Genomic DNA, 21,063 nt, shown 5'->3' with positions numbered 1-21,063 from the left:
TGAGGATATAATCATCCCTCTAATGGTGGACACAGATTCAGCAAATTCAAAATTTTTAATTTTCTTTCTTCTCGACTTTGATCAAATCAGATGGTATCGATATAGTACTGGGCTAATGCAAATTTAACTTGCATATTTTTGTTTTTGAAGAAAAATCCTTAATCCAGATCTTCTGCTTATAAAACTAACCCTTGAATCGAAAAACTCAATCCAAGGGTTACTTTTTGCTTTGTTCTTTACTTGATATTTGTAAGTTTAGGCTATTCTACCCTAGATATTCGCCAAGCTTACTTATAGCTGGTAAATGCACTAAGCTGATACTATTCTCCCCACACTCGACACAGGCTCTTAATTAGACCACGGGCAACAAGTAAACAACTCTCTTGTGATGAAGGATTTATCCTGCTCATCTATTTTTAAATTAGCTGTTATCAAGTGGAGCGTTATCATTCTTTAGATGTAAAAAAATTATAATTTGCTCAATCTTAAGATATAAATTCAAAATATAGTGTTCTATAGTGCTGAGTTGTAGTGGGGTAGGCGAAGTATTTAACACAGCTATAGGGAGAGTAACTGGTATCTCTGAATCGCAGACAGAGAGCATAAACTACGGCTAAATCTCTAATTCAGTCGTGTTTTATTAGGAGACAGTCCAAATAAACTTCTGACATTTCACTGTGCTACCGACTTTCCTTGTTTGTGTGTCTATTTTTAAGCCAGAAAGCAGAAGATAAAGGATGTACCATAGTAATAATACAGTCTTGAAATCAAGACAGGGTAGGGATTATGGTAGAAATGAATATCTCAGAGTTAGATCGGGTTGATAATTTTCGCAGTTTGCAATTAACTTTACGCCATCGCTGGAAAACTATCGAGCTATTTGACAACAGTGAGGCGGATATTTTAATTATTCCTTCTTTGAGTATTGACCAGCGCGAACTCCAAAAAATAGAAGGCTGTGAACATTATGAAGAACGATTATTATTTTCTTTAATGCGGTTGCGGAACCCTCGTACTAGGCTAATTTATGTAACATCAATGCCTCTGCATCCTAGTATTATCGATTACTATCTCCAACTGTTACCCGGCATTCCTTTCTCTCACGCCCGCAATCGTTTACTATTACTTTCTACTTACGATTCTTCTCTTAAACCTCTCAGTCAAAAGATTTTAGAACGTCCGCGTTTGCTAGAAAGAATTCGCCAAGCCTTGAGGCCAGAAAAAGCATTCATGGTGTGTTATAATTCCACCGACTTGGAAGCAGAATTGTCTTTAAAATTGGATGTGCCGCTATACGCAGCCGCACCAGATTTGCAGATTTGGGGATCAAAAAGTGGCAGTCGGCAGATATTTGCAGAAAGCGGTGTACCACATCCAGATGGTAGCGAGAGGGTTTGGCATCAGCAGGATTTGGCACAAGCTGCTAGTGATTTGTGGGAACGCCAGCCGAAATTGCAACGAATAGTAGTGAAACTTAACGAAGGCATTTCGGGAGAAGGAAATGCACTGCTAGATTTAAGACCAATTATGAATGTAGCACCAGGGCAAGCTTCTATTGCTGAACGGGTAGCAGCGATTAGCGATCGCTTTACAACTATGCGCTTTCAATCTTCTCAAGAAACGTGGGAAAATTTTTCTGGACGCATCACGGAATTAGGAGCGATTGTTGAGGCTTTTGTGGAAGGAGAAATCAAGCGATCGCCTAGCGTTCAAGGAAGGATTACACCTACTGGCGAAGTCGAAATTCTCTCAACCCATGACCAAATATTAGGAGGGCCAGATGGTCAGATTTATCTGGGTTGTCGTTTTCCCGCAGACGCAAGCTATCGGTTGCAATTACAGCAATTAGGCTTGCAAGTTGGCAGAAAACTAGCCCAAAAAGGTGCTTTAGAGCGATTTGGCGTAGATTTTATTGCCGTTGAACAGGAAAATGGACAGTGGGATATTCAGGCGATCGAAATTAACCTCCGTAAAGGTGGCACTACTCATCCTTTCATGACTCTGAAATTATTAACGAACGGTCGCTATGACCTATCTACAGGATTATTTTACAGTCAGCAAGGGCGTCCTAAATACTACATTGCGACCGACAACCTCCAAAAAGACCGCTATCAGGGATTATTACCCAACGATTTAATGGATATTGTTGCCCACCACAGATTGCACTTTGATAGCTGCACTGAAACAGGTACGGTATTTCATCTCATGGGTTGTCTTTCTCAATTTGGCAAATTGGGAATAACTAGCATCGGTGATTCCCTACAACAAGCAGAAGATATGTATAACAAGGTTGTCAAAGTTCTTGATGAAGAAAGCCGCAGTAATTATCAAGATTTTCCTGCATTTTCAGATTATGGTTTTCCGATGATTTGGGATGGATATAACGACTAGTATCGCTACGCAGAAGTCAAAATTCATTCTATGTATTAACGGAACCCCTCTCCAAACCTCTCCCCGTTGCGGGGAGAGGCTTAAAAAACCTTAAAGAAGTTGCAATCCCTGATAGGGATTTTAATTAATTGGAACTCGTTGGATTAATTGGCGGCAACTTTGATTGGATTCGTTTCAATCCCTGATAGGGATTTTAATTAATTGGAACATTTGTAATTACCCCAGTAACTCGACCAATCGCCGTTTCAATCCCTGATAGGGATTTTAATTAATTGGAACCCTTAAAGACATGAAGCAGTCGCTAAATAACAGCCAGTTTCAATCCCTGATAGGGATTTTAATTAATTGGAACAGAAAAAACGGGCCAGCTTAGAAAAATCTAAACTTGTTTCAATCCCTGATAGGGATTTTAATTAATTGGAACCGTCTGGATTTCTTGCTTTTCTTTCCAGCCGCACTGTTTCAATCCCTGATAGGGATTTTAATTAATTGGAACTGGGGATTTTTACTTACACCCTAAGCTGATACTTGTTTCAATCCCTGATAGGGATTTTAATTAATTGGAACTCAACAGGGGCAAAAACAGAAAAGGGCAAAGCTAAGTTTCAATCCCTGATAGGGATTTTAATTAATTGGAACGCGCGCGCAACACGCGCCACCGCTTACAGCATCGTTTCAATCCCTGATAGGGATTTTAATTAATTGGAACGCTTCTGGGCTAAATACATTGAGTGCGAGGGTGGTTTCAATCCCTGATAGGGATTTTAATTAATTGGAACGCTGTCCGATTGTGTCCAGAATTCCAGGGATGACAAGTTTCAATCCCTGATAGGGATTTTAATTAATTGGAACTGCTTGTACTGACAATTCCCGCACTAACTACTCCTAATGTTTCAATCCCTGATAGGGATTTTAATTAATTGGAACGTAAATTCGGAAGTGGCAAAAGCCTTTATATGCTTGGTTTCAATCCCTGATAGGGATTTTAATTAATTGGAACTCTATCCGCTTCCAATTGTTTCCCCATAACCAGCGAGTTTCAATCCCTGATAGGGATTTTAATTAATTGGAACCATCTGCGTCATTCAACCCCCAGATTAAACAACAGCGTGTTTCAATCCCTGATAGGGATTTTAATTAATTGGAACATCGTAAGTCGGGATGATGCTAAGGGATTTTTAGTTTCAATCCCTGATAGGGATTTTAATTAATTGGAACCAGCTTCTACAACAGAATAATCGACTAAAACAGTTTCAATCCCTGATAGGGATTTTAATTAATTGGAACCCTGAATAGCAAAAGCAGCTTGAGAATCTTTGCCGTTTCAATCCCTGATAGGGATTTTAATTAATTGGAACCCTGCTGTTTGAATCTTTTTAATTGCCAATTGAATGTTTCAATCCCTGATAGGGATTTTAATTAATTGGAACCATATCCGCCTTCTGGCTTGCGATCGATGATTCTCCTGGCTGTTTCAATCCCTGATAGGGATTTTAATTAATTGGAACCTGATAGCTTCACACTCTCGGTAGAATGCCCACACGAGATAGGTTTCAATCCCTGATAGGGATTTTAATTAATTGGAACGAATTGCACTCTAGAAGGTGCTGAGGCATGGTCAAGTTTCAATCCCTGATAGGGATTTTAATTAATTGGAACTTTCTTTTGGTTCTGTTCGTACTGCTGGAACTGTTTCAATCCCTGATAGGGATTTTAATTAATTGGAACTGCAACCTGGCAAGCGTGAGAGTTTAAATCTTTGTTTCAATCCCTGATAGGGATTTTAATTAATTGGAACAACGTAGAGGTATCCGTTAATGTTATCCGTAGAGATGTTTCAATCCCTGATAGGGATTTTAATTAATTGGAACAGTTTTAAAGAGCGCTTGCGAAAATCCCAAGGCATGTTTCAATCCCTGATAGGGATTTTAATTAATTGGAACCGCCCGGTGTTGAAAGTATTGATATATTTGGTTTTCAAGGTACAGTTGCGTCAATCTCCAATCAAAGTAGCTTTTCGAGCATTGACTTGTCAAGGGTGTCATTGGGTAAAAAGCTCCAAAGGCTTGTATAGCAAGGGTTAGGGAGTTTGCGTCAACCTCAAAATAGGTGTAAAAGGGTTCAAAACTAGCAGGAGTAAGCTTTTGGAGCGCAAAATTTGAAGCTTGTTTTCAAACACCTACTGGTTGACGCTAGACTCAAGCGAAAAACACTGTGGTAATGATTGGGATTATGCCACCGATGAATTCAATGACCCTTTAAATTCCAGAAACCTAAAGAAACGCTAAAATCAAGTCAGCCTTTGTATTTTAGCGGTTGTGTCCCACATCACTCAGAGTGCGGTTCACTGCATAAATCCTGATTGTCAACGTCCCTATCCTCAACCTTGGGGAAACAAATTTTGCAATAGCTGTGGCGCACCGTTACAGCTATTAGACCGCTATGTGCCAATCCAGCCCTTAGGATCGGGAGGATTTGCCCAAATTTACACAGTTTGGGATGAAAAAACTCAGACAGAAAAAGTGCTGAAGGTTTTGGTAGAAAATTCATCAAAGGCACTGGATTTATTTAGACAAGAGGCTTCAGTTTTAAGTAGTTTGCGCCATCCAGGTGTCCCTAGAGTAGATGCCGATGGATATTTTTTACTAAATTTATCAAATCCCAAACCATGCCAACTGCCTTGTTTGGTGATGGAAAAAATTAATGGGCAGACTTTAGAGGAAATACTCAAAAACTATCCTCAAGGCTGTCCTGAAGAGATGGTGTTCAGCTGGTTTACCCAGGCTGTGCAGATTTTACAGGAATTGCACAAACGCCAGATTCTTCACAGGGATATCAAACCTTCCAATTTAATGCTACGTAACTCTTTGTCTAGTCTACCTCTGGTTTGGCAAGGAGCGACTGGAAATCAATTAGTATTGATTGATTTTGGTGGAGCAAAACAATTTAGCGATGCCAAGATGCGATCGCAATCGAGTTCCACGCGATTATTTTCCTCTGGTTACAGTCCACCAGAACAAGTTAGCGGGGGTCATGTGGGACCGAGTGCTGATTTTTATGCCCTCGGTCGAACGATGATTGAATTACTCACGGGTAAATATCCCCCAGACTTGGAAGATTCGCAAACTGGGTTATTGCAATGGCGCAATCGGGTGAATGTGAATCCCAGGTTTGCAGATTTATTAGATGACATGGTGCAGGAGGATGTGCGATCGCGTCCGGTAAATGCCACTATCATTCAAAGACGGTTGGCAAAAATCTCTCAAATCACGTCACCCAAGAGGTTATCTTTTTTCATTCAAAATATTCTGCGCCAAGCATCAGCCAGATTGACACTGCTAATGCAAGCTGTGGAACAAGCGTTAGGGAATTTTACTCAGGCTATAGGTAAAACTACGCTATGGATCTTAAAGGCGATCGCTAAATTCTTACTCGCCTGTCTGATCACAATTTGGGCAATGATACTGACTGGAACTGGTGCTGTACTTGGGACAATTATTGGTTTCTTTTTAGCTTATCGGACAATTTTAGGCGATCGCGTTGCTCAATTGATCTTTCGTCAGCTACCTGGGTTGTTTGCCGATAATCAAACTGTATTGATAGCAGAAGTTCTAATATTTGCCAGCGCAGGCTTGGGAACAGCATGGGGACTGACGGTGGCGGGAGGTTTTGCCCAACGCAGACGATTTTTAGTAGCATCGCTGATGGGTACTATTAGCTATGGCTTAGGCTGGTTGATTTTGCAATTAGCTATACCGAGAAACAGCAATGAAGGGTTGGTCATTTCGGTTGTATTTGCAGTTTTCCTGCTCACCTTGAGTTTAGGACTGCGCAGCCATCACATAGTCTACGCTGTGATTGCTTCTTTGGGCACTGCACTGTTGTTTGCAGGTGCAATTCGCTTAGACATTCTACCAACTGTCTTTGAATTTTCTAGTCCTGCCCAATGGTATGAATTATTCATGCCTATTGTTTTTTTTGCTTTAGAAGGTATCTTGATGAGCTTCTGGTTAGGGGTGAGTTATTACTTAATCGTGCCTGGGTTGCGCTTGTTAGGATGGCGTTAAGCAAGGGCCCAAAATTAAGATCCCCCTAGCTGCGCTTTATCATTGAGCTAGGGGGATCAAATATATGGTAGTCTATAAAAGGTTCAGTATAGTTCGTTACGACACGATTCTAATCCCTAAATTTGAGATTGGGTAGTATTATCACTATAATTTATAAGAATTTTATAACTTCTTCATTATCGCTTCATTACCTGTCATTTGCCTAAAAATTCGGATATGTTAAGTATGACAATAAGTATAGTTGTTATACCTTGCCCATAAAGGTTGAAATGACTGTAATCCAGGCACTCCGGTTTGCCTATGGTTTTAGCCACAGGTTAACCTCACGGTATCTAACGAGAAACTAAGGATAGTGTAGGTATTATAGGTGTTCAACGGGGCATTCTATTACATGTCATCTTTGTGAATATCCTTAAAAAATATGAAACTCAAGATTGCCGCTACCCTCACCCTGTTAGCTTGTTTTGGCTTTGCAGGACAAGCCTTAGCTGTGAATCAGCAAGACTTAGAGCAGTTAAAAACAACAGCTAGCTGTCCCCGATGCGATATAAGTGGTGCTGACCTTACGCAAGTGAATCTAACTGGAGCTAACTTACGCGGCGCTAACCTAAAGGGAACCAATTTCTCTCAAGCTAATCTGACAAATGCCGATCTGACTGGGGCAGATCTGGAAACTGCGATTCTAACTTCTGCAAATCTTACTGGTGCTTCCTTAACCGGTACAAACTTGAAATCAGCATCTTTAGAAAATGCTAATCTTTCCTACGCTGGTTTTATTAGCGCCAATCTAGAAGCAGCTAACCTCAAGGGGGCTACAATGCTGTTCACTAATTTCCGGGCGGCAAATTTCCGGCTAACAACGCTGGCTAATGGTGTTGTAACTTCTGACAAACCCTATGGCTGGTCGTTACAAGAAGGCACAGACGCACAAGCTAGTAAAAAGAAATAGCTATAAATAGTCACACGGGGAGTAAGAAAGCTCTAGGAACTTACTTAGCTCCCTGAGAATAAACAGCCTTCTCAAAGGGTGCATCAGTTAGCGATTTCTTAACACTTCTTTATCATGGGAACAAAGCTGTAAACTGCAATCGATTCATGCTTAACCAGATTAAAGACTTAACCACAAAGCTAGCACCTCGTCTCATAGAAATTCGCCGCCACATCCACGCACACCCAGAACTCAGCGGTCAGGAATATCAAACAGCTGCCTTCGTTGCAGGTGTGTTGTCTTCTAGCGGTATTCATGTGCAGGAAGGTGTGGGCAAAACCGGCGTCATTGGTGAATTGCAAGGCACTGGTAATGATCAGCGTTTATTGGCAATTCGCACCGATATGGACGCTTTACCAATTCAAGAACGCACTACCTTAGAATACGCCTCTCGCGCCGCAAGTGTGATGCACGCTTGCGGTCATGATGTCCACACCACAGTCGGGTTAGGAACAGCAATGGTACTATCCCAATTGGCAGAGGAATTAGGCGGTAAAGTCCGGTTTTTATTTCAACCAGCAGAGGAAATTGCTCAAGGAGCCAGCTGGATGGTAAAAGACGGAGCGATGAAAAATGTGTCGGCTATATTAGGTATACATGTTTTTCCTTCCATACCCGCAGGTTCTATTGGCGTGCGTTATGGCGCATTAACAGCAGCAGCTGATGATTTAGAGATTTTGATTATTGGCGAATCTGGACATGGAGCACGTCCCCATGAGGCAATTGATGCAATTTGGATTGCTTCCCAAGTAATTACTGCTTTACAACAAGCAATTAGCCGAACGCAAAATCCTCTCCGTCCAGTAGTCTTAACCATAGGGCAAATTAATGGTGGGCGAGCACCAAATGTGATTGCCGATAAAGTACGTTTATTGGGAACAGTGCGATCGCTTCATCCCGAAACCCGTGCTAGTCTTCCCAGCTGGATTGAAAACATTGTCTCTAGTGTTTGCCATTCTTATGGTGCGCATTATCAAGTCAATTATCACCAGGGTGTACCTAGCGTGCAAAATGATTATGCCCTGACGCAATTATTGCAATCAGCAGCCGAAGAAGCTTGGAGTAGCGATCGCGTCCAAGTCTTACCAGAACCCTCCCTTGGTGCAGAAGATTTTTCTGTGTATTTAGAACACGCCCCTGGTTCTATGTTTCGCTTGGGCGTAGGCTATAAAGATAGAATTATTAATCACCCACTACACCACCCCGAATTTGAAGTTGATGAAACTGCAATTATCACTGGTGTTGTAACTATGGCCTATGCCGCGTATAAATTCTGGCAGTCTCCTCAAATCTGATAAAATCGTCAGTTCATGTTTTGCTTCAACGTGATTACCGCAGTTGAAGCAACTTTTGACTTGTGCAACTAGGAATTGAGGCTATGGTGTAGGTATCATCAATCACCAATGATGGATTCAAATCAGAGATTTGAGATATGGGTTGAGCTTGATGAATATGGCACAAGCGAAGAAAAGCATCTTGATGATGAGTTTTGCAATGCAATAATACACTTTGTTGATGGGTCACAAATTGGTCTTAATATCTGGAGTGAAAAGTACTTCTATAATCAAATCCGCAATCTTGATTGGCTCGATGAACAGGTTGCGATTTTACCAGATATTGTATTGCGAGATTTTAATGCTGCATCCATTCGGCAGGCTATTACAAATCTAGTAACCAAATGTAAATGGCTCGAAGGAAGAGGCTTTCCCGTAAAGTCCTATGAGTAGTGCGGAATAATGCGATCGCATTATTCCGCATCATCTATATTTTGTACAATATTAGTAATTTGTACAAAATAGCCAAAACTATGGATATTGTCAGTGCAACTGAGGCTCGTGCTAATTTGCCAGAGCTAATTAACCGTGCTGAGTATGGCAAAGAACGCATTTTAATTGAGCGTCATGGCAAGCCAGTTGTGGCAATTATCAATCTTGAGGATCTCAAGTTGCTCGAAGCTATTGAGGATGCGATTGACTCGGCTACCCTCCGTCATGCCATAAACCAGAATGAAGGATTTACCAGCATAGAAGCAATAATTGCGAAGCGTGGTGATGAGTGAGCGTTACATACTAAGGATTGCTAAGACAGCTGAAAAAGACTTACTCGACTTGCAACCTAAACAGTTTAAGCAGGTAGTATCAAAAATATTATCGCTCCAAGGAAATCCTAGACCCCAAGACTGCAAATCTCTCAAAGGTTATGAAGGTGGTTATCGTGTAGACTCTGGAGAATACAGGATTCTGTACACGATTGATGACCAAACTCAATTGATCGATGTGTTTAGGGTCGGGAAGCGTAATGATAGTGAAGTTTACAAAAATTTGTAAATAAAAACTCCCAACACCAAGGTGCTGGGAGTTTCCAATTCTAACTAACCTTTATTAGCCTTTAGAGAAAGCCTCAAGACATCCTAGGCATTAGCTTCGCTAACAACGCCAAGTCTTTCCTGTATTCTCTTCTTAGCCGCTTTAAATTCAGTAGCCCATTGCTCAGTTTGATCGCTGCTCAAGTTGTTGCGAATAGCAGCAAACATTGTACTTTCTTCTTGACGGATATGGTCGCCAACTGCTTCCATCAACTGTCTGACTCTATCTTTGAATTCGTCTGAAGAGGGGCTGATAGCCTGAATTTGCTCTAACATCCGCTTCATTTCGGCTTGCTCATCAAACAGTTCTTGGGTATCGCCCTCACCGTAGAAAGCACGTACTCTTGGGTAAACAACTTCTTCTTCTGCTTCAGCGTGAGCAGTTAAATCCTTGTAAATTTGACCGAAGTACTCTTGGATCTTTTGGGGATCGTTGCTTTGTAGCAGTTCGGTGAATAGAGTATTTACCTTGTTGTGATCCAAACGGATGACATCTTGGATATTCATATCCTTTTTGTCAGTGGTTTGGGTAACTGCACTACCAACTACACCACTGACTGCGGCCATAGCATCTTGAACCCGTGCCCAAATACCTTGATCGGCTTCTTGTCCAGTCAGTTCGCGAACACCCAAAATTTCGAGAATACCTTTGAGTTGCTCTTGGTGAGCGCGGTTTTCAAAGTTAATGGTATTCAAAGGTCCGATCGCCAGCAAAACGTCAGCACCAACTTTTTGAGCAGCCTTGTGAACAATCAAGCCACTCATGACTACTTGATGCTTCAGCAATTCATGCTGAGACACTTTTTCATACAAGCTGAGTTCGGAACCTTGAAACAATTGGCGAGCTCTGTCAATAAATTGTTGAACTGTTTGTTTGGGTTCAGCTTGGATACCATACTGACCGATTACAGTTTCTAAAACACCGAGGTTCTTTTGATCATCTTTAATGAAATCCCGGATGCGGTCAGAAATTTCGGAATCAAGACCTTGCTGTAAAAGTTGCTGTTCATTTTCCAGAACCAACTGTTGCAGGGCTTTTAGGGATGCCAATTTAACGGCAATTGCATTACGTTTAGTATCATCTAAACTAGCTACCATTATTCAGTTCTCCTCAAAAAAGAATTCGTAGTTGTCACTAATAACAAGTTTGCCGATTGCTGAGAATCCTTCCCTCTTTCTTTTGAGTGATTACCTTGGTTACTCTAGGTAGAAAAACAAAAAAATTTACTCATAAATTCATACTTCTACTTTTAGATAGACAAATACTTAATCTTTACTCCATCGTCAGGTAGATTAATTTATGTTGCAGATTTTCTAGATTGACTCAAAGATAGTTAAATAGGAGATTAAGTCAGCATGGCGGAAAGTCCTGGACTAGGAGAGCAAGCGCTAAATAAAGCCGCAGAAGTAGGGTTATCTAGCCAATTAGATGAAGTAGAAAATTTAGATGTCAATATTAAAACTGATCCGCTCAAATTGGTTCAGGGACAGATAGATACAGTCTCGATTGAGGGCGAAGGTTTAGTGATGCAAAAAGACCTCCGCGTGGAGGAAATGGACATGCAAATCCAAAGCGTCGCCATTAATCCTCTCAGTGTTGCTTTTGGCAAAATTGAACTTACAAAACCTACTGTAGGAAGTGCGCGAGTCGTTTTAAATGAAGCAGATATTAACCGCGCCTTTAACTCTGATTATGTTCGTTCTCAACTCCAAAATCAGAAAATACAGGTCAATGGAGAAACGAGAACAATTAATCCTCAAAATGTAGATTTTCACCTACCTGGTGAGGGAAAGGTTGCATTAAATGCCAACATACTCTTAGTAGAAACTGGTGAAACTCACCCAGTTGCTTTTGAGGCAGTACCCCGTGTCAGCGCTAACGGAAAAACTGTTTCTTTGGAAAATGTCGAGTATGGAAAAAGTGAGGAAATATCGCCAGAACTCACAAAAGCTTTGGTAGATCAAACCAGTGAACTCTTGAACTTGAGCAACTTTGATTTAGAGGGAATGACCTTACAAGTTAACAGTTTAAAAGTAGAACCCGGCAAACTCATACTCCAAGCCCAAGCTCACGTTGAGCAAATTCCTTCCGCTGAAAATTAAGGTACTAAGATAATGGAAACTACAGAAAATACCCAAACTACCTCGACACCTTTCCCAAATATTCCACCAATTATTGAAAGCGACGACCGAGAATATCTTGATAGCGGTGTACCCAGTACAGTAGCGATCGCTGGGCATCCCTTACACCCCTTGACTGTAATTTTTCCGATAGCTTTTTTAGCCGCCGCTTTAGGAAGCGACTTTGGCTATTGGTTAACAAAAGATTTCTTTTGGGCGAGAGCTTCGTTATGGTTAATTGGACTGGGATTAGCAGGAGGTAGCATCGCAGCCCTAACCGGTATCAGCGACTTTTTGAGAATTGAGCGAGTTCGCAAGCGCCAAGCCGGCTGGGCACACTTGATTCTTAACGTTTCTATACTCATTTTAACACTTGTTAACTTCCTGCTTCGTCTAGGTAATACTGAGTCGCGCATCTTACCTTGGGGACTCTTAATCTCCCTGATTGTGGGAACACTAACTAGCATTTCTGGGTGGTTCGGTGCTGAACTCTCTTATCGCCACAAAATCGGAGTAGTGGGCGCTGGTAGTAAAAGATATCCTTAACTATTAGTAGTAAGTACTTTAGTACTTGAAAAAGAGCTTGAGCATTGACTACAAGCCTTCAAAGTTGCTGTGACGACTGCTAGACCTTTGAAATCTCGCATTTGGGGAAGGACTCGAAAGGAACTGAGAAACTAGCTATGTAAAGGCTAAAATCTTCCTTAGTTTCTAGCCCTAACAAAATGCGCCAAAATCGTCAGCAGTCAAAATTTATGATCTTGTCTATGCTCATCGTAGTAGCGATGGGCTTTTTCTTTAAGTACTATACTGGGCCTGCCCATCAATGGTTTAACAACTATGGAGCAGCTGTATTTTACGAAGTATTTTGGTGCCTGTTTGCATTTTGGTTTACTCGAAGTCGGACAGCAGTCAAGCAAATACCTATTTGGGTTTTTATCATTACCTGTATCCTCGAATTTTTGCAACTTTGGCATCCAACGCTCTTGGAAGAGATTCGCGCTACATTGATAGGCAAATGGCTACTTGGTACTACCTTTGCTTGGTGGGATTTTCCACATTATCTATTGGGTTGTGCTTTAGGTTGGTTATGGCTCAGGCAATTACAAGGAATAGGCAATGCAAAAAAAAGTAAAAGTGAAACCTAATTCAAAACAACAAAAGATTGAAGAACAAAGTGACGGTAGTCTGAATGTGTATTTAAAATCGCCGCCAGTAGATGGAAAAGCGAATGAAGAGTTAATTAAACTACTAGCAGAAAAATTTAATGTACCTAAATCCCATATCAAAATTAAATTAGGTGCGTCTTCTCGACAAAAATTAGTAGAAATTGACACTGATGTTTAATATTAAATCAATAGACAGCAGTCAGTTAACAGCAATCTGGGTAAAGCTGATAACTATTAACTGATAACTGTTAATGAAATCATATTTTGAAATCTTGTTGAATGCTTATATACCCTGACTGAGATTTGACGCGTTTTATCCAAGTTTGAATAGCCGGAAATTGTGTCAAATCAAATCCACCTTCATCAGCTACATGGGTATAAGCAAACAAAGCGATATCAGCAATAGTATAGCGTTCTCCTACAAAAAAGGTATGAGAGCTTAAGTGCTTTTCCATCGCTCTTAATGCAGCATAACCTGGTTCACGCCTTTGTTTTATGGCTTCTCGATATTCTTCAGGCTTACCCAAAATAGAGAGCAAAAACCTCGATGTGGCGATAAAAGGTTGATGGCTGTATTGCTCAAAAAATAACCATTGCAACACCTGTGCTCGCAGAAATCTGTCATAAGGAAGAAATTCTGTACCTTCACTTAAATATACCAAGATGGCATTTGATTCTGCTAAGTATCTCCCCGGTTCAATCTCCAACAGGGGAATCTTACCGTTAGGATTTTTACTTAAAAATTCCGGTGTTCGAGTCTCGCCTTTGATGATGTTGACTTCTATTCTCTCAAATGGCATACCAATTTGTGTCAATAGAAGACGTATCTTATAGCCATTACCTGAAGGTAAAAAATCGTACAGCCGTAATATTTCCATGCCAAAAATATAATAGGGAATATGTTCAGAATGTAGGGTTCAAAATACAATATCTTACCAAATGATTTTCAAGAAACCGGATATTTTCTGATTTATATTCAGTATGTAACTTGGAATTAGAATTATCTGAAGAAATAAAAAAAGTATTAATTAATTATCATAATTTTAGATGTTTCATTTTAATCTGTGGTTGAAAATAAAAATATGTGTGGAAGATTCACTTTAAACCAGACAGCAGCAGCACTAGCTCAAGCTTTTGATCTAGAAGCAGTTCCCGACTTGGCAGGGCAATATAACATTGCACCTACACAAATGGTAGCGACAGTGTTACACAAATCAGAAAGCCACAAGCGTGAATTTCAACAGTTACGTTGGGGGTTAATCCCCTCATGGGCGAAAGACCCAGGAATGGGGGCAAAACTCATCAATGCTAGAGCCGAAACCGTTCAGGAAAAACCGTCTTTCCGTTCAGCTTTTAAGCACCGACGCTGTTTAGTATTGGCTGATGGCTTTTATGAATGGCAACGACAACAGCACAAAAAACAACCCTTTTATTTTCGTTTTCAAAATGAGCAACCCTTCGCTTTTGCTGGTTTGTGGGAGAAATGGCAATCTCCTTCAGGAGAGGAAATCACCTCTTGTACAATTTTGACAACAGCAGCCAACGATTTACTCCAACCAATCCACGATCGTATGCCAGTAATTCTGGCTCCCAATGATTACAATTTGTGGTTAGACCCCCAAGAGCAGAATCCTGAAGCACTACAGCAGCTATTACGTCCTTATCCAGCCGAAGCAATGACTAGCTACCCAGTTAGCACTTTAGTAAATAAACCTCAGCATAATACTCCAGAGTGCATCATGCCAATCAGCGAAAATAATGCTTGATAAATCAGTTAAATTAGCTATTAAGTATAGCGATCGCAAAATTACCAAGTAGATAGAATCTGCGGCTCTCCCCTTTCATCCGTTTTACTAAAGAGGGAAAATAGGGAGGTTCCGCCTATGCCCACACAACGTAGAGACAATATTCATCGCGTCTTAACAACGGTTAAACAAACTCTCCTTGGGGCATCTTTTGAGCTAATAGCTGCAATCTCACAGAGGCAAATATGCCAAGAACACAGAAAAACGATAACTTTATTGACAAATCCTTTACAGTGATGGCGGATATCATCCTGAAGATATTGCCAACCAATAAAAAAGCTAAAGAAGCGTTTGTTTATTACCGAGATGGCATGTCGGCCCAAGCAGACGGTGAATATGCTGAAGCCTTAGAATACTATGAAGAAGCCCTCACATTAGAGGAAGATCCTAATGATCGCGGCTATATCCTCTACAATATGGGGCTAATCTATGCCAGCAATGGCGACCATGAGAAGGCTTTAGAACTGTATCACCAGGCAATTGAGTTAAACCCGCGTTTACCCCAAGCCTTAAACAACATCGCCGTGATTTATCACTACCAAGGCGAAAAGCTCAAAGAAGCTGGGGATCATGATGGTGGCGAAGCAATGTTGGACCAAGCAGCCGACTATTGGGTGAGAGCGATTCGCATGGCTCCCAATAACTATATCGAAGCCCAAAACTGGCTGAAAACCACTGGAAGAACCCAAATTGACGTATTCTTTTAGACAATAGTCCTTTGTCATTGGTCATTTGTCCTTTGTATGATGACCAATGACCAATGACCAATGACAACTAATAAACAATGATTGATCGTGAACTAGTCCATAAAGTAGCCCTTCTTGCTCGTTTGGAGTTAACACCACAAGAGGAAGAGCAATTCACCACCCAACTGGGAAGCATTCTCGATTATATCGAGCAGTTAAATGAACTAGATGTCAGTGATGTTCCGCCAACAGCAAGGGCAATTGATGTCAGCAATGTAACGCGAGAAGATGAACTACAACCCTATCCTGACCGAGAAGCCATTCTCAATGGTGCGCCTGAACAGGAAGGGGAATTTTTCAAAGTACCAAAAATTCTTAATGCTGAATAGTCATTAGTTATTAGTCATTAGTCATTAGCTAATGGCTAACAAATTCGGAGGTAATTATGGGTTTGGGAATTCTTAAGGATGGGAAGTGGATTTCTGAACGGGATCAAGAAGATTCGCAAGGAAAATTTATCCGTCCCTCAACCACTTTTCGTAATAAGATTACAGCCGATGGCTCTAGTGGGTTTAAAGCTGAACCAGGGCGTTATCATCTGTATATTTCCTGGGCTTGTCCTTGGGCTTGTCGTACTGCAATTCTTCGCCAGTTAAAAGGATTGACTGATGTAATTGGTTTGTCGGTTGTTGGGGCGGAAATTGATCAAAATAGCTGGGAATTTAGCGATGAACCAGGAGCTATTCCTGATACAGTTAACGGGACTCAATATCTTTGGCAACTTTATCTCAAGGCTGAACCGAACTACAGCGGGCGGGTGACAGTCCCAGTTTTATGGGATATTCAGGAAAAGACAATTGTTAATAATGAATCTCGCGAAATCATTCGGATGTTTGATACAGAATTCGATGCTTTCGCAAAAACAGATGTCGATTTCTATCCTCAAGAGTTGCAAAAACTAGTTGACGAGACAATTGATACGATTTACCAACCAATTAATAATGGTGTTTATCGGGCGGGATTTGCTACTACTCAGTCGGCTTATGATGAGGCAGTAACAGAATTATTTAATGCTCTCGATTATTGGGAACAACTATTAGATAAACAACGCTATCTCTGCGGTAATAAAATTACTGAGGCCGATTGGTGTATGTTTACTACCTTGTTTCGTTTTGATCCAGTTTATTATGTGCATTTCAAATGCAACATCCGCCGAATTGTTGAGTATCCTAATCTGTGGAATTATCTCAAAGAACTCTATCAAGTGCCGGGAATCAAAGAAACTTGTAATTTAGACCATATCAAACGGCATTATTACCGGAGTCATCCCAAGGTTAACCCCACAAGGATTGTACCAAAAGGGCCGTTAATTGATTTTGATGCGCCTCATAATCGCGATCGCCTCAGCGTCTAATCGGAAATCCCTATCTACCAGACTCAGCAATCAACACTATTTCAGACTTCAGCCCAACTGATAAGGCAGCTACAATAGTACCCTAAAGAAGGATTATGCCTGATTTTTGATTTTATGACTTCTGCTACAACCGTAAAAACTGAGTACGAAGCGATTATTGGTCTAGAAACCCATTGTCAGCTGAGTACCAATACCAAGATTTTTTCTACCAGCTCTACGGCATTCGGTGGTGACCCCAATACTAACATCGACCCAGTTTGTATGGGTTTACCTGGAGTCTTACCAGTTCTCAACCAAAAAGTACTAGAATATGCCGTCAAAGCAGGTTTGGCACTAAATTGTCAAATCGCTAAATATAGCAAATTTGACCGTAAACAGTATTTTTATCCTGATTTGCCAAAAAATTACCAAATTTCGCAATATGACCTGCCAATTGCCGAACATGGTTGGTTAGAAATTGAGTTAGTAGATGCTGACGGTAATCCTACACGCAAACGCATTGGCATTACGCGTCTGCATATGGAAGAAGATGCAGGCAAATTAGTACATGCAGGTAGCGAACGTCTTTCTGGCTCTACTTATTCTCTGGTAGATTACAATCGAGCAGGTGTGCCACTAGTAGAAATTGTTTCTGAACCAGATCTGCGTACTGGACAAGAAGCGGCTGAATATGCTCAAGAACTGCGTCGGATTGTACGGTATCTTGGCGTCAGCGATGGCAATATGCAAGAAGGATCTTTACGTTGCGATGTTAACATCTCTGTTCGTCCGGTAGGACAAAAAGAGTTTGGCACGAAAGTAGAAATTAAAAACATGAACTCATTCAACGCCATTCAAAGGGCGATTGAATACGAGATCGAACGGCAAATTGCAGCTGTCGAAGCAGGCGATCGCATTATTCAAGAAACGCGTTTGTGGGAAGAAGGTTCGCAACGCACAATTAGTATGCGGACGAAAGAAGGTTCTAGCGATTACCGCTATTTCCCGGAACCAGATTTGGCACCAATTGAAGTTTCCCCAGAACAATTAGAGACTTGGCGCAGCGAACTTCCAGAACTACCCGCACAAAAACGCCATCGTTATGAAGCTGAGTTGGGGCTTTCTGCTTACGATACGCGAGTTTTGACAGAAGATCAGCCAGTCGCTGACTATTTTGAAGCTGCGATCGCTGCGGGTGCAAATCCTAAAGCAGCCGCTAACTGGATTACTCAAGATATTGCAGCCTATCTCAATAAGCAAAAACTCAGCATTAGCGAAATTGGTTTGACTCCGCAAAATTTAGCTGATGCGATCGTTCGGATTGAACAAGGCAAAATTAGTAACGCCCAAGCCAAACAAAAGTTACCAGACTTGCTTGCAGGTGTGTCTCCTGACAAAGCTTTTGCAGGACAAGAACTGATCAGCGATCCTAGCGTGTTGGAACCAATCGTAGATGAAGTGATTGCCGCCAATCCCAAAGAACTAGAAAAGTATCGTAATGGTAACACTAATCTCAAAGGCTTCTTTGTCGGGCAAGTTCTGAAAAAGACTGACAAACGTGCCGATCCTAAGCTGACTAATGAATTGGTGGAGAAGAAACTGAATTCCTAACTTTTGACTAAGTACAATTACAGGAGCATTCAGAATTCAGGAGTACAACAGGCTTTATGGGCAGTTTTGAGATTTAGCAAGAAAGGCAGAGGGCAGGAGGCAGAAGGGAATTCTGATTCCTGTCACGCCGCTTGAGTATATTTCTAGTACTTACTTTACAAAATTGTTACAAAAAGAAATTATGAAGATGGGTTATACCCCTCAATCCAAAAGTACTATACTCTGTTAAATGAATGCACTACGATGGTCTGGAGAAGCTTTCTAAGTGGCTTTTCTTTTTCTTTGCCAAATCAAGGTGAAAAATTTTTGAAAAATTTATCTAAAAAATTCCATTAGGGGGTGTTGACCATCGTTACAAAAGTGTTATACTTATGTTATATAGATGCACCCTGATGACCTGGAGAGCTGCCCAAGTAGCTCTCTCTTTTTTTTATACTTCGATAAGTCTTTATCATAACTTTATAAAAAGAAAGTTCAATCATTGGTATTGACCTTCATACAGAAAATGCTAATATCTGCTGAACAGATGCACCCTGATGATCTGGAGAGCTGCCTAGGTAGCTCTCTTTTTTATTTTCGTTTAAGCTTAAAAACCAACTTAATAATTTTTTCATAAATTTCCAATTAAGGGGTATTGCCCCTCGGAGTAAAGATGTTATAATGTGCTACATAGATGCACCCTGATGATCTGGAGAGCTGCCCAAGTGGCTCTCCTTTTTCGCTTTTTATCTGCGCTCTGGCTAGAAAATAAGGTAAAAAGCTGAGGGCAATAGGCAGAAGGTAAAGATTTTGTTTTTATAGCCTCGCAGGCCGCGTTGTGGGTGGGAGCCAGCTTCAGGAAGAGCTACGCTAAAGCCCGTGGAGTCTATATTGATATTGAATTTTGAAGTTTGAATTTTGAATTACCTAAGACTTGATATAATCGCCAGTCAAGCCACTATATAGTTGTGGGGGAATAATCATGGCAGACTGGCAGGAAATTACTGGTGGTATCACAGCACCAAGGGGATATCGGGCCGCAGGAATTACCGCAGGTTTAAAACCTTCAGGATTGCCCGATTTAGCTTTGATATTTTCAGACGTAGAAGCGATCGCAGCGGGTGTATTCACCACCAGTCAAGTTAAAGCCGCCTGCGTAGATTATTGTCGTCAACACTTACAAGCCAAGCATCATACTCAGGCCATTCTGTGCAATGCTGGGCAAGCAAACGCTGCAACAGGTAGTCAAGGCTGGTTCGATGCCCTAGAATCAGCGATGACAGTAGCCCAAGCTTTGAATATCTCAAGTGAATCTGTGTTATTGGCTTCGACTGGGGTAATTGGACAGCGAATCCGCATGGAGCAACTCAAAGCAGGAATTCCCAAACTAGTAGCAGCACTTTCAGAAACAGGCTCAGATGCAGCAGCAGCAGCAATTATTACTACAGACTTGGTGACTAAATCCATTGCTTTAGAGACAACTATCGGCGATCGCCCCGTGCGCATTGGTGGCATTGCTAAAGGTTCTGGGATGATACATCCCAACATGGCAACTATGCTGGCATTTGTTACCTGTGATGCTGCTGTGTCACCAGCGCTATGGCAACAAATGTTGAGTCGCGCCGCTGACAGAAGCTTCAACTCCATTACTGTGGATGGTGATACTAGTACCAATGACAGCTTAATTGCCTTAGCAAATGGCCAATCCCGCACCCCAGCAATTATAGAAATGGGGCCAGAAGCGGAAAAATTAGAGGCGATGTTAACAGCAGTGTGTCAACATTTAGCAAGAGCGATCGCTCGCGATGGCGAAGGTGCAACTTGTCTGATTGAAGTGCAAGTTACCGGAGCCAATGATGAACTCTCCGCGCGTCAAATAGCTAAAACTATTGCAGGTTCATCTTTAGTTAAATCTGCAATTTTTGGTCGCGATCCTAATTGGGGACGCATCGCCGCCGCTGCTGGACGTGCAGGTGTACCCTTTGAGCAAGAAAATTTACAAATCAAGCTAGGAGATTTTTTACTATTAGAAAATGGTCAACCTCTACCATTTGACCGTGCAGCAGCGAGTGAATATTTGAAAGCAGCAGCTAAAGGTGCGTATCTTAAAGAAGATACAGTATTAATTTCTGTTAGCGTTGGTAATGGTCATGGTATAGGTAAAGCTTGGGGTTGTGATTTAAGCTATGACTATGTGAAGATTAACGCCGAATATACAACTTAAATTAACTAAAAAATTAACAGTTATCACTTGTATGATATAGAGATTTACTTCAAACTGATAACTGTTAAATTACCAACTTCTTTCCTGTCGCTTATTTCCTACATTTACGAGCAAGTTCACGAATCAAATATGAATTCTATAGGACTTATATTTGATTTTTGAAAAAAACTCAGTACAGTTTTATTCTTTCTTCCCTGTTCCCTGTTCCCTGTTCCCTGTTCCCTCCCTATGTAAATAATTTCAGTAATCAAATCGGATTGCTAT

General features: G+C 41.1%; 19 protein-coding genes and 1 CRISPR repeat array. Of the genes, 17 read left to right on the top strand and 2 right to left on the bottom strand.

The features are described 5' to 3' along the window. Positions 1-786: 786 nt before the first annotated feature. From BV372_RS34280 to BV372_RS34250, 7 genes are all read left to right on the top strand, one after another. Positions 787-2,391, top strand: coding sequence for a peptide ligase PGM1-related protein (locus BV372_RS34280; protein WP_086691932.1), 1,605 nt, complete (start codon positions 787-789; stop codon positions 2,389-2,391). Positions 2,392-2,489: 98 nt separating this feature from the next. Then, positions 2,490-4,334: direct repeats of the CRISPR family, unit length 37 nt; unit sequence GTTTCAATCCCTGATAGGGATTTTAATTAATTGGAAC. 375 nt (positions 4,335-4,709) lie between these two features. Then, positions 4,710-6,458, top strand: coding sequence for a serine/threonine-protein kinase (locus BV372_RS34275; protein WP_086691929.1), 1,749 nt, complete (start codon positions 4,710-4,712; stop codon positions 6,456-6,458). A 421-nt stretch (positions 6,459-6,879) separates the two neighbouring features. Further along, on the top strand, positions 6,880-7,407 hold the full coding sequence (locus BV372_RS34270; RefSeq protein WP_086691926.1) for a pentapeptide repeat-containing protein: 528 nt from the start codon (positions 6,880-6,882) through the stop codon (positions 7,405-7,407). A 146-nt stretch (positions 7,408-7,553) separates the two neighbouring features. Next, on the top strand, positions 7,554-8,741 hold the full coding sequence (locus BV372_RS34265) for a M20 family metallopeptidase (RefSeq protein WP_086691923.1): 1,188 nt from the start codon (positions 7,554-7,556) through the stop codon (positions 8,739-8,741). Between the two features lie 108 nt (positions 8,742-8,849). After that, positions 8,850-9,173, top strand: coding sequence for a hypothetical protein (locus BV372_RS34260; RefSeq protein ID WP_086691920.1), 324 nt, complete (start codon positions 8,850-8,852; stop codon positions 9,171-9,173). Positions 9,174-9,253: 80 nt separating this feature from the next. After that, positions 9,254-9,505, top strand: a complete 252-nt coding sequence (locus tag BV372_RS34255; protein WP_086691971.1) for a type II toxin-antitoxin system Phd/YefM family antitoxin — start codon at positions 9,254-9,256, stop codon at positions 9,503-9,505. Next, positions 9,498-9,773, top strand: coding sequence for a type II toxin-antitoxin system RelE/ParE family toxin (locus BV372_RS34250; protein ID WP_086691917.1), 276 nt, complete (start codon positions 9,498-9,500; stop codon positions 9,771-9,773). The genes BV372_RS34255 and BV372_RS34250 overlap by 8 nt, the downstream gene beginning before the upstream one ends. Positions 9,774-9,856: 83 nt before the next feature. Here BV372_RS34250 and BV372_RS34245 read toward each other — a convergent pair whose 3' ends face one another. Next, positions 9,857-10,909 carry a hemerythrin domain-containing protein gene (locus tag BV372_RS34245; RefSeq protein ID WP_086691914.1) on the bottom strand — a complete coding sequence of 351 codons (1,053 nt, stop codon included), beginning with the start codon at positions 10,907-10,909 and terminating at the stop codon, positions 9,857-9,859. Between the two features lie 258 nt (positions 10,910-11,167). On the opposite strand from BV372_RS34245, the gene BV372_RS34240 reads away from it, so the two are divergent. From BV372_RS34240 to BV372_RS34225, 4 genes are all read left to right on the top strand, one after another. Next, positions 11,168-11,914, top strand: a complete 747-nt coding sequence (locus tag BV372_RS34240; RefSeq protein WP_086691911.1) for a DUF2993 domain-containing protein — start codon at positions 11,168-11,170, stop codon at positions 11,912-11,914. Positions 11,915-11,926: 12 nt separating this feature from the next. Further along, on the top strand, positions 11,927-12,478 hold the full coding sequence (locus BV372_RS34235) for a DUF2231 domain-containing protein (RefSeq protein WP_086691908.1): 552 nt from the start codon (positions 11,927-11,929) through the stop codon (positions 12,476-12,478). 179 nt (positions 12,479-12,657) lie between these two features. After that, complete coding sequence (locus tag BV372_RS34230) at positions 12,658-13,080, top strand: DUF2809 domain-containing protein (protein WP_086691905.1); 423 nt, start codon at positions 12,658-12,660, stop codon at positions 13,078-13,080. After that, positions 13,052-13,279 carry a DUF167 domain-containing protein gene (locus BV372_RS34225; RefSeq protein ID WP_086691902.1) on the top strand — a complete coding sequence of 76 codons (228 nt, stop codon included), beginning with the start codon at positions 13,052-13,054 and terminating at the stop codon, positions 13,277-13,279. Before BV372_RS34230 ends, BV372_RS34225 begins: the two co-directional genes overlap by 29 nt. Before the next feature lie 79 nt (positions 13,280-13,358). Here the strand turns inward: BV372_RS34225 and BV372_RS34220 are convergent, their stop codons facing one another. Continuing rightward, complete coding sequence (locus BV372_RS34220; RefSeq protein ID WP_086691899.1) at positions 13,359-13,979, bottom strand: glutathione S-transferase family protein; 621 nt, start codon at positions 13,977-13,979, stop codon at positions 13,359-13,361. Between the two features lie 204 nt (positions 13,980-14,183). Between BV372_RS34220 and BV372_RS34215 the strand changes: the two genes are divergently transcribed. The 6 genes from BV372_RS34215 to argJ all read left to right on the top strand — a co-directional run bounded on the left by BV372_RS34215 (position 14,184) and on the right by argJ (position 20,799). Beyond that, positions 14,184-14,867, top strand: a complete 684-nt coding sequence (locus BV372_RS34215; protein WP_086691896.1) for an SOS response-associated peptidase — start codon at positions 14,184-14,186, stop codon at positions 14,865-14,867. Between the two features lie 224 nt (positions 14,868-15,091). Beyond that, complete coding sequence (locus BV372_RS34210) at positions 15,092-15,613, top strand: photosystem I assembly protein Ycf3 (RefSeq protein ID WP_086691893.1); 522 nt, start codon at positions 15,092-15,094, stop codon at positions 15,611-15,613. 77 nt (positions 15,614-15,690) lie between these two features. Then, the gene (gene gatC / locus BV372_RS34205; RefSeq protein WP_086691890.1) at positions 15,691-15,981 is read left to right on the top strand and encodes an Asp-tRNA(Asn)/Glu-tRNA(Gln) amidotransferase subunit GatC; all 291 of its coding nucleotides are present in this window, start codon (positions 15,691-15,693) and stop codon (positions 15,979-15,981) included. 56 nt (positions 15,982-16,037) lie between these two features. Then, positions 16,038-17,006, top strand: coding sequence for a glutathione S-transferase family protein (locus tag BV372_RS34200; protein WP_086691887.1), 969 nt, complete (start codon positions 16,038-16,040; stop codon positions 17,004-17,006). A gap of 114 nt (positions 17,007-17,120) precedes the next feature. Then, positions 17,121-18,596: an Asp-tRNA(Asn)/Glu-tRNA(Gln) amidotransferase subunit GatB gene (gene gatB, locus BV372_RS34195; RefSeq protein WP_086691884.1), complete on the top strand. Its 1,476-nt coding sequence runs from the start codon at positions 17,121-17,123 to the stop codon at positions 18,594-18,596. Positions 18,597-19,557: 961 nt separating this feature from the next. Then, positions 19,558-20,799, top strand: a complete 1,242-nt coding sequence (gene argJ / locus BV372_RS34190) for a bifunctional ornithine acetyltransferase/N-acetylglutamate synthase (RefSeq protein WP_086691881.1) — start codon at positions 19,558-19,560, stop codon at positions 20,797-20,799. Positions 20,800-21,063: the final 264 nt, after the last annotated feature.

Source organism: Nostoc sp. T09 (assembly GCF_002154695.1).
GTDB lineage: Bacteria > Cyanobacteriota > Cyanobacteriia > Cyanobacteriales > Nostocaceae > Aulosira.
The sequence above is the reverse complement of the archived record's forward strand: the minus strand, read 5'-3'. Positions and strand labels throughout refer to the sequence as shown.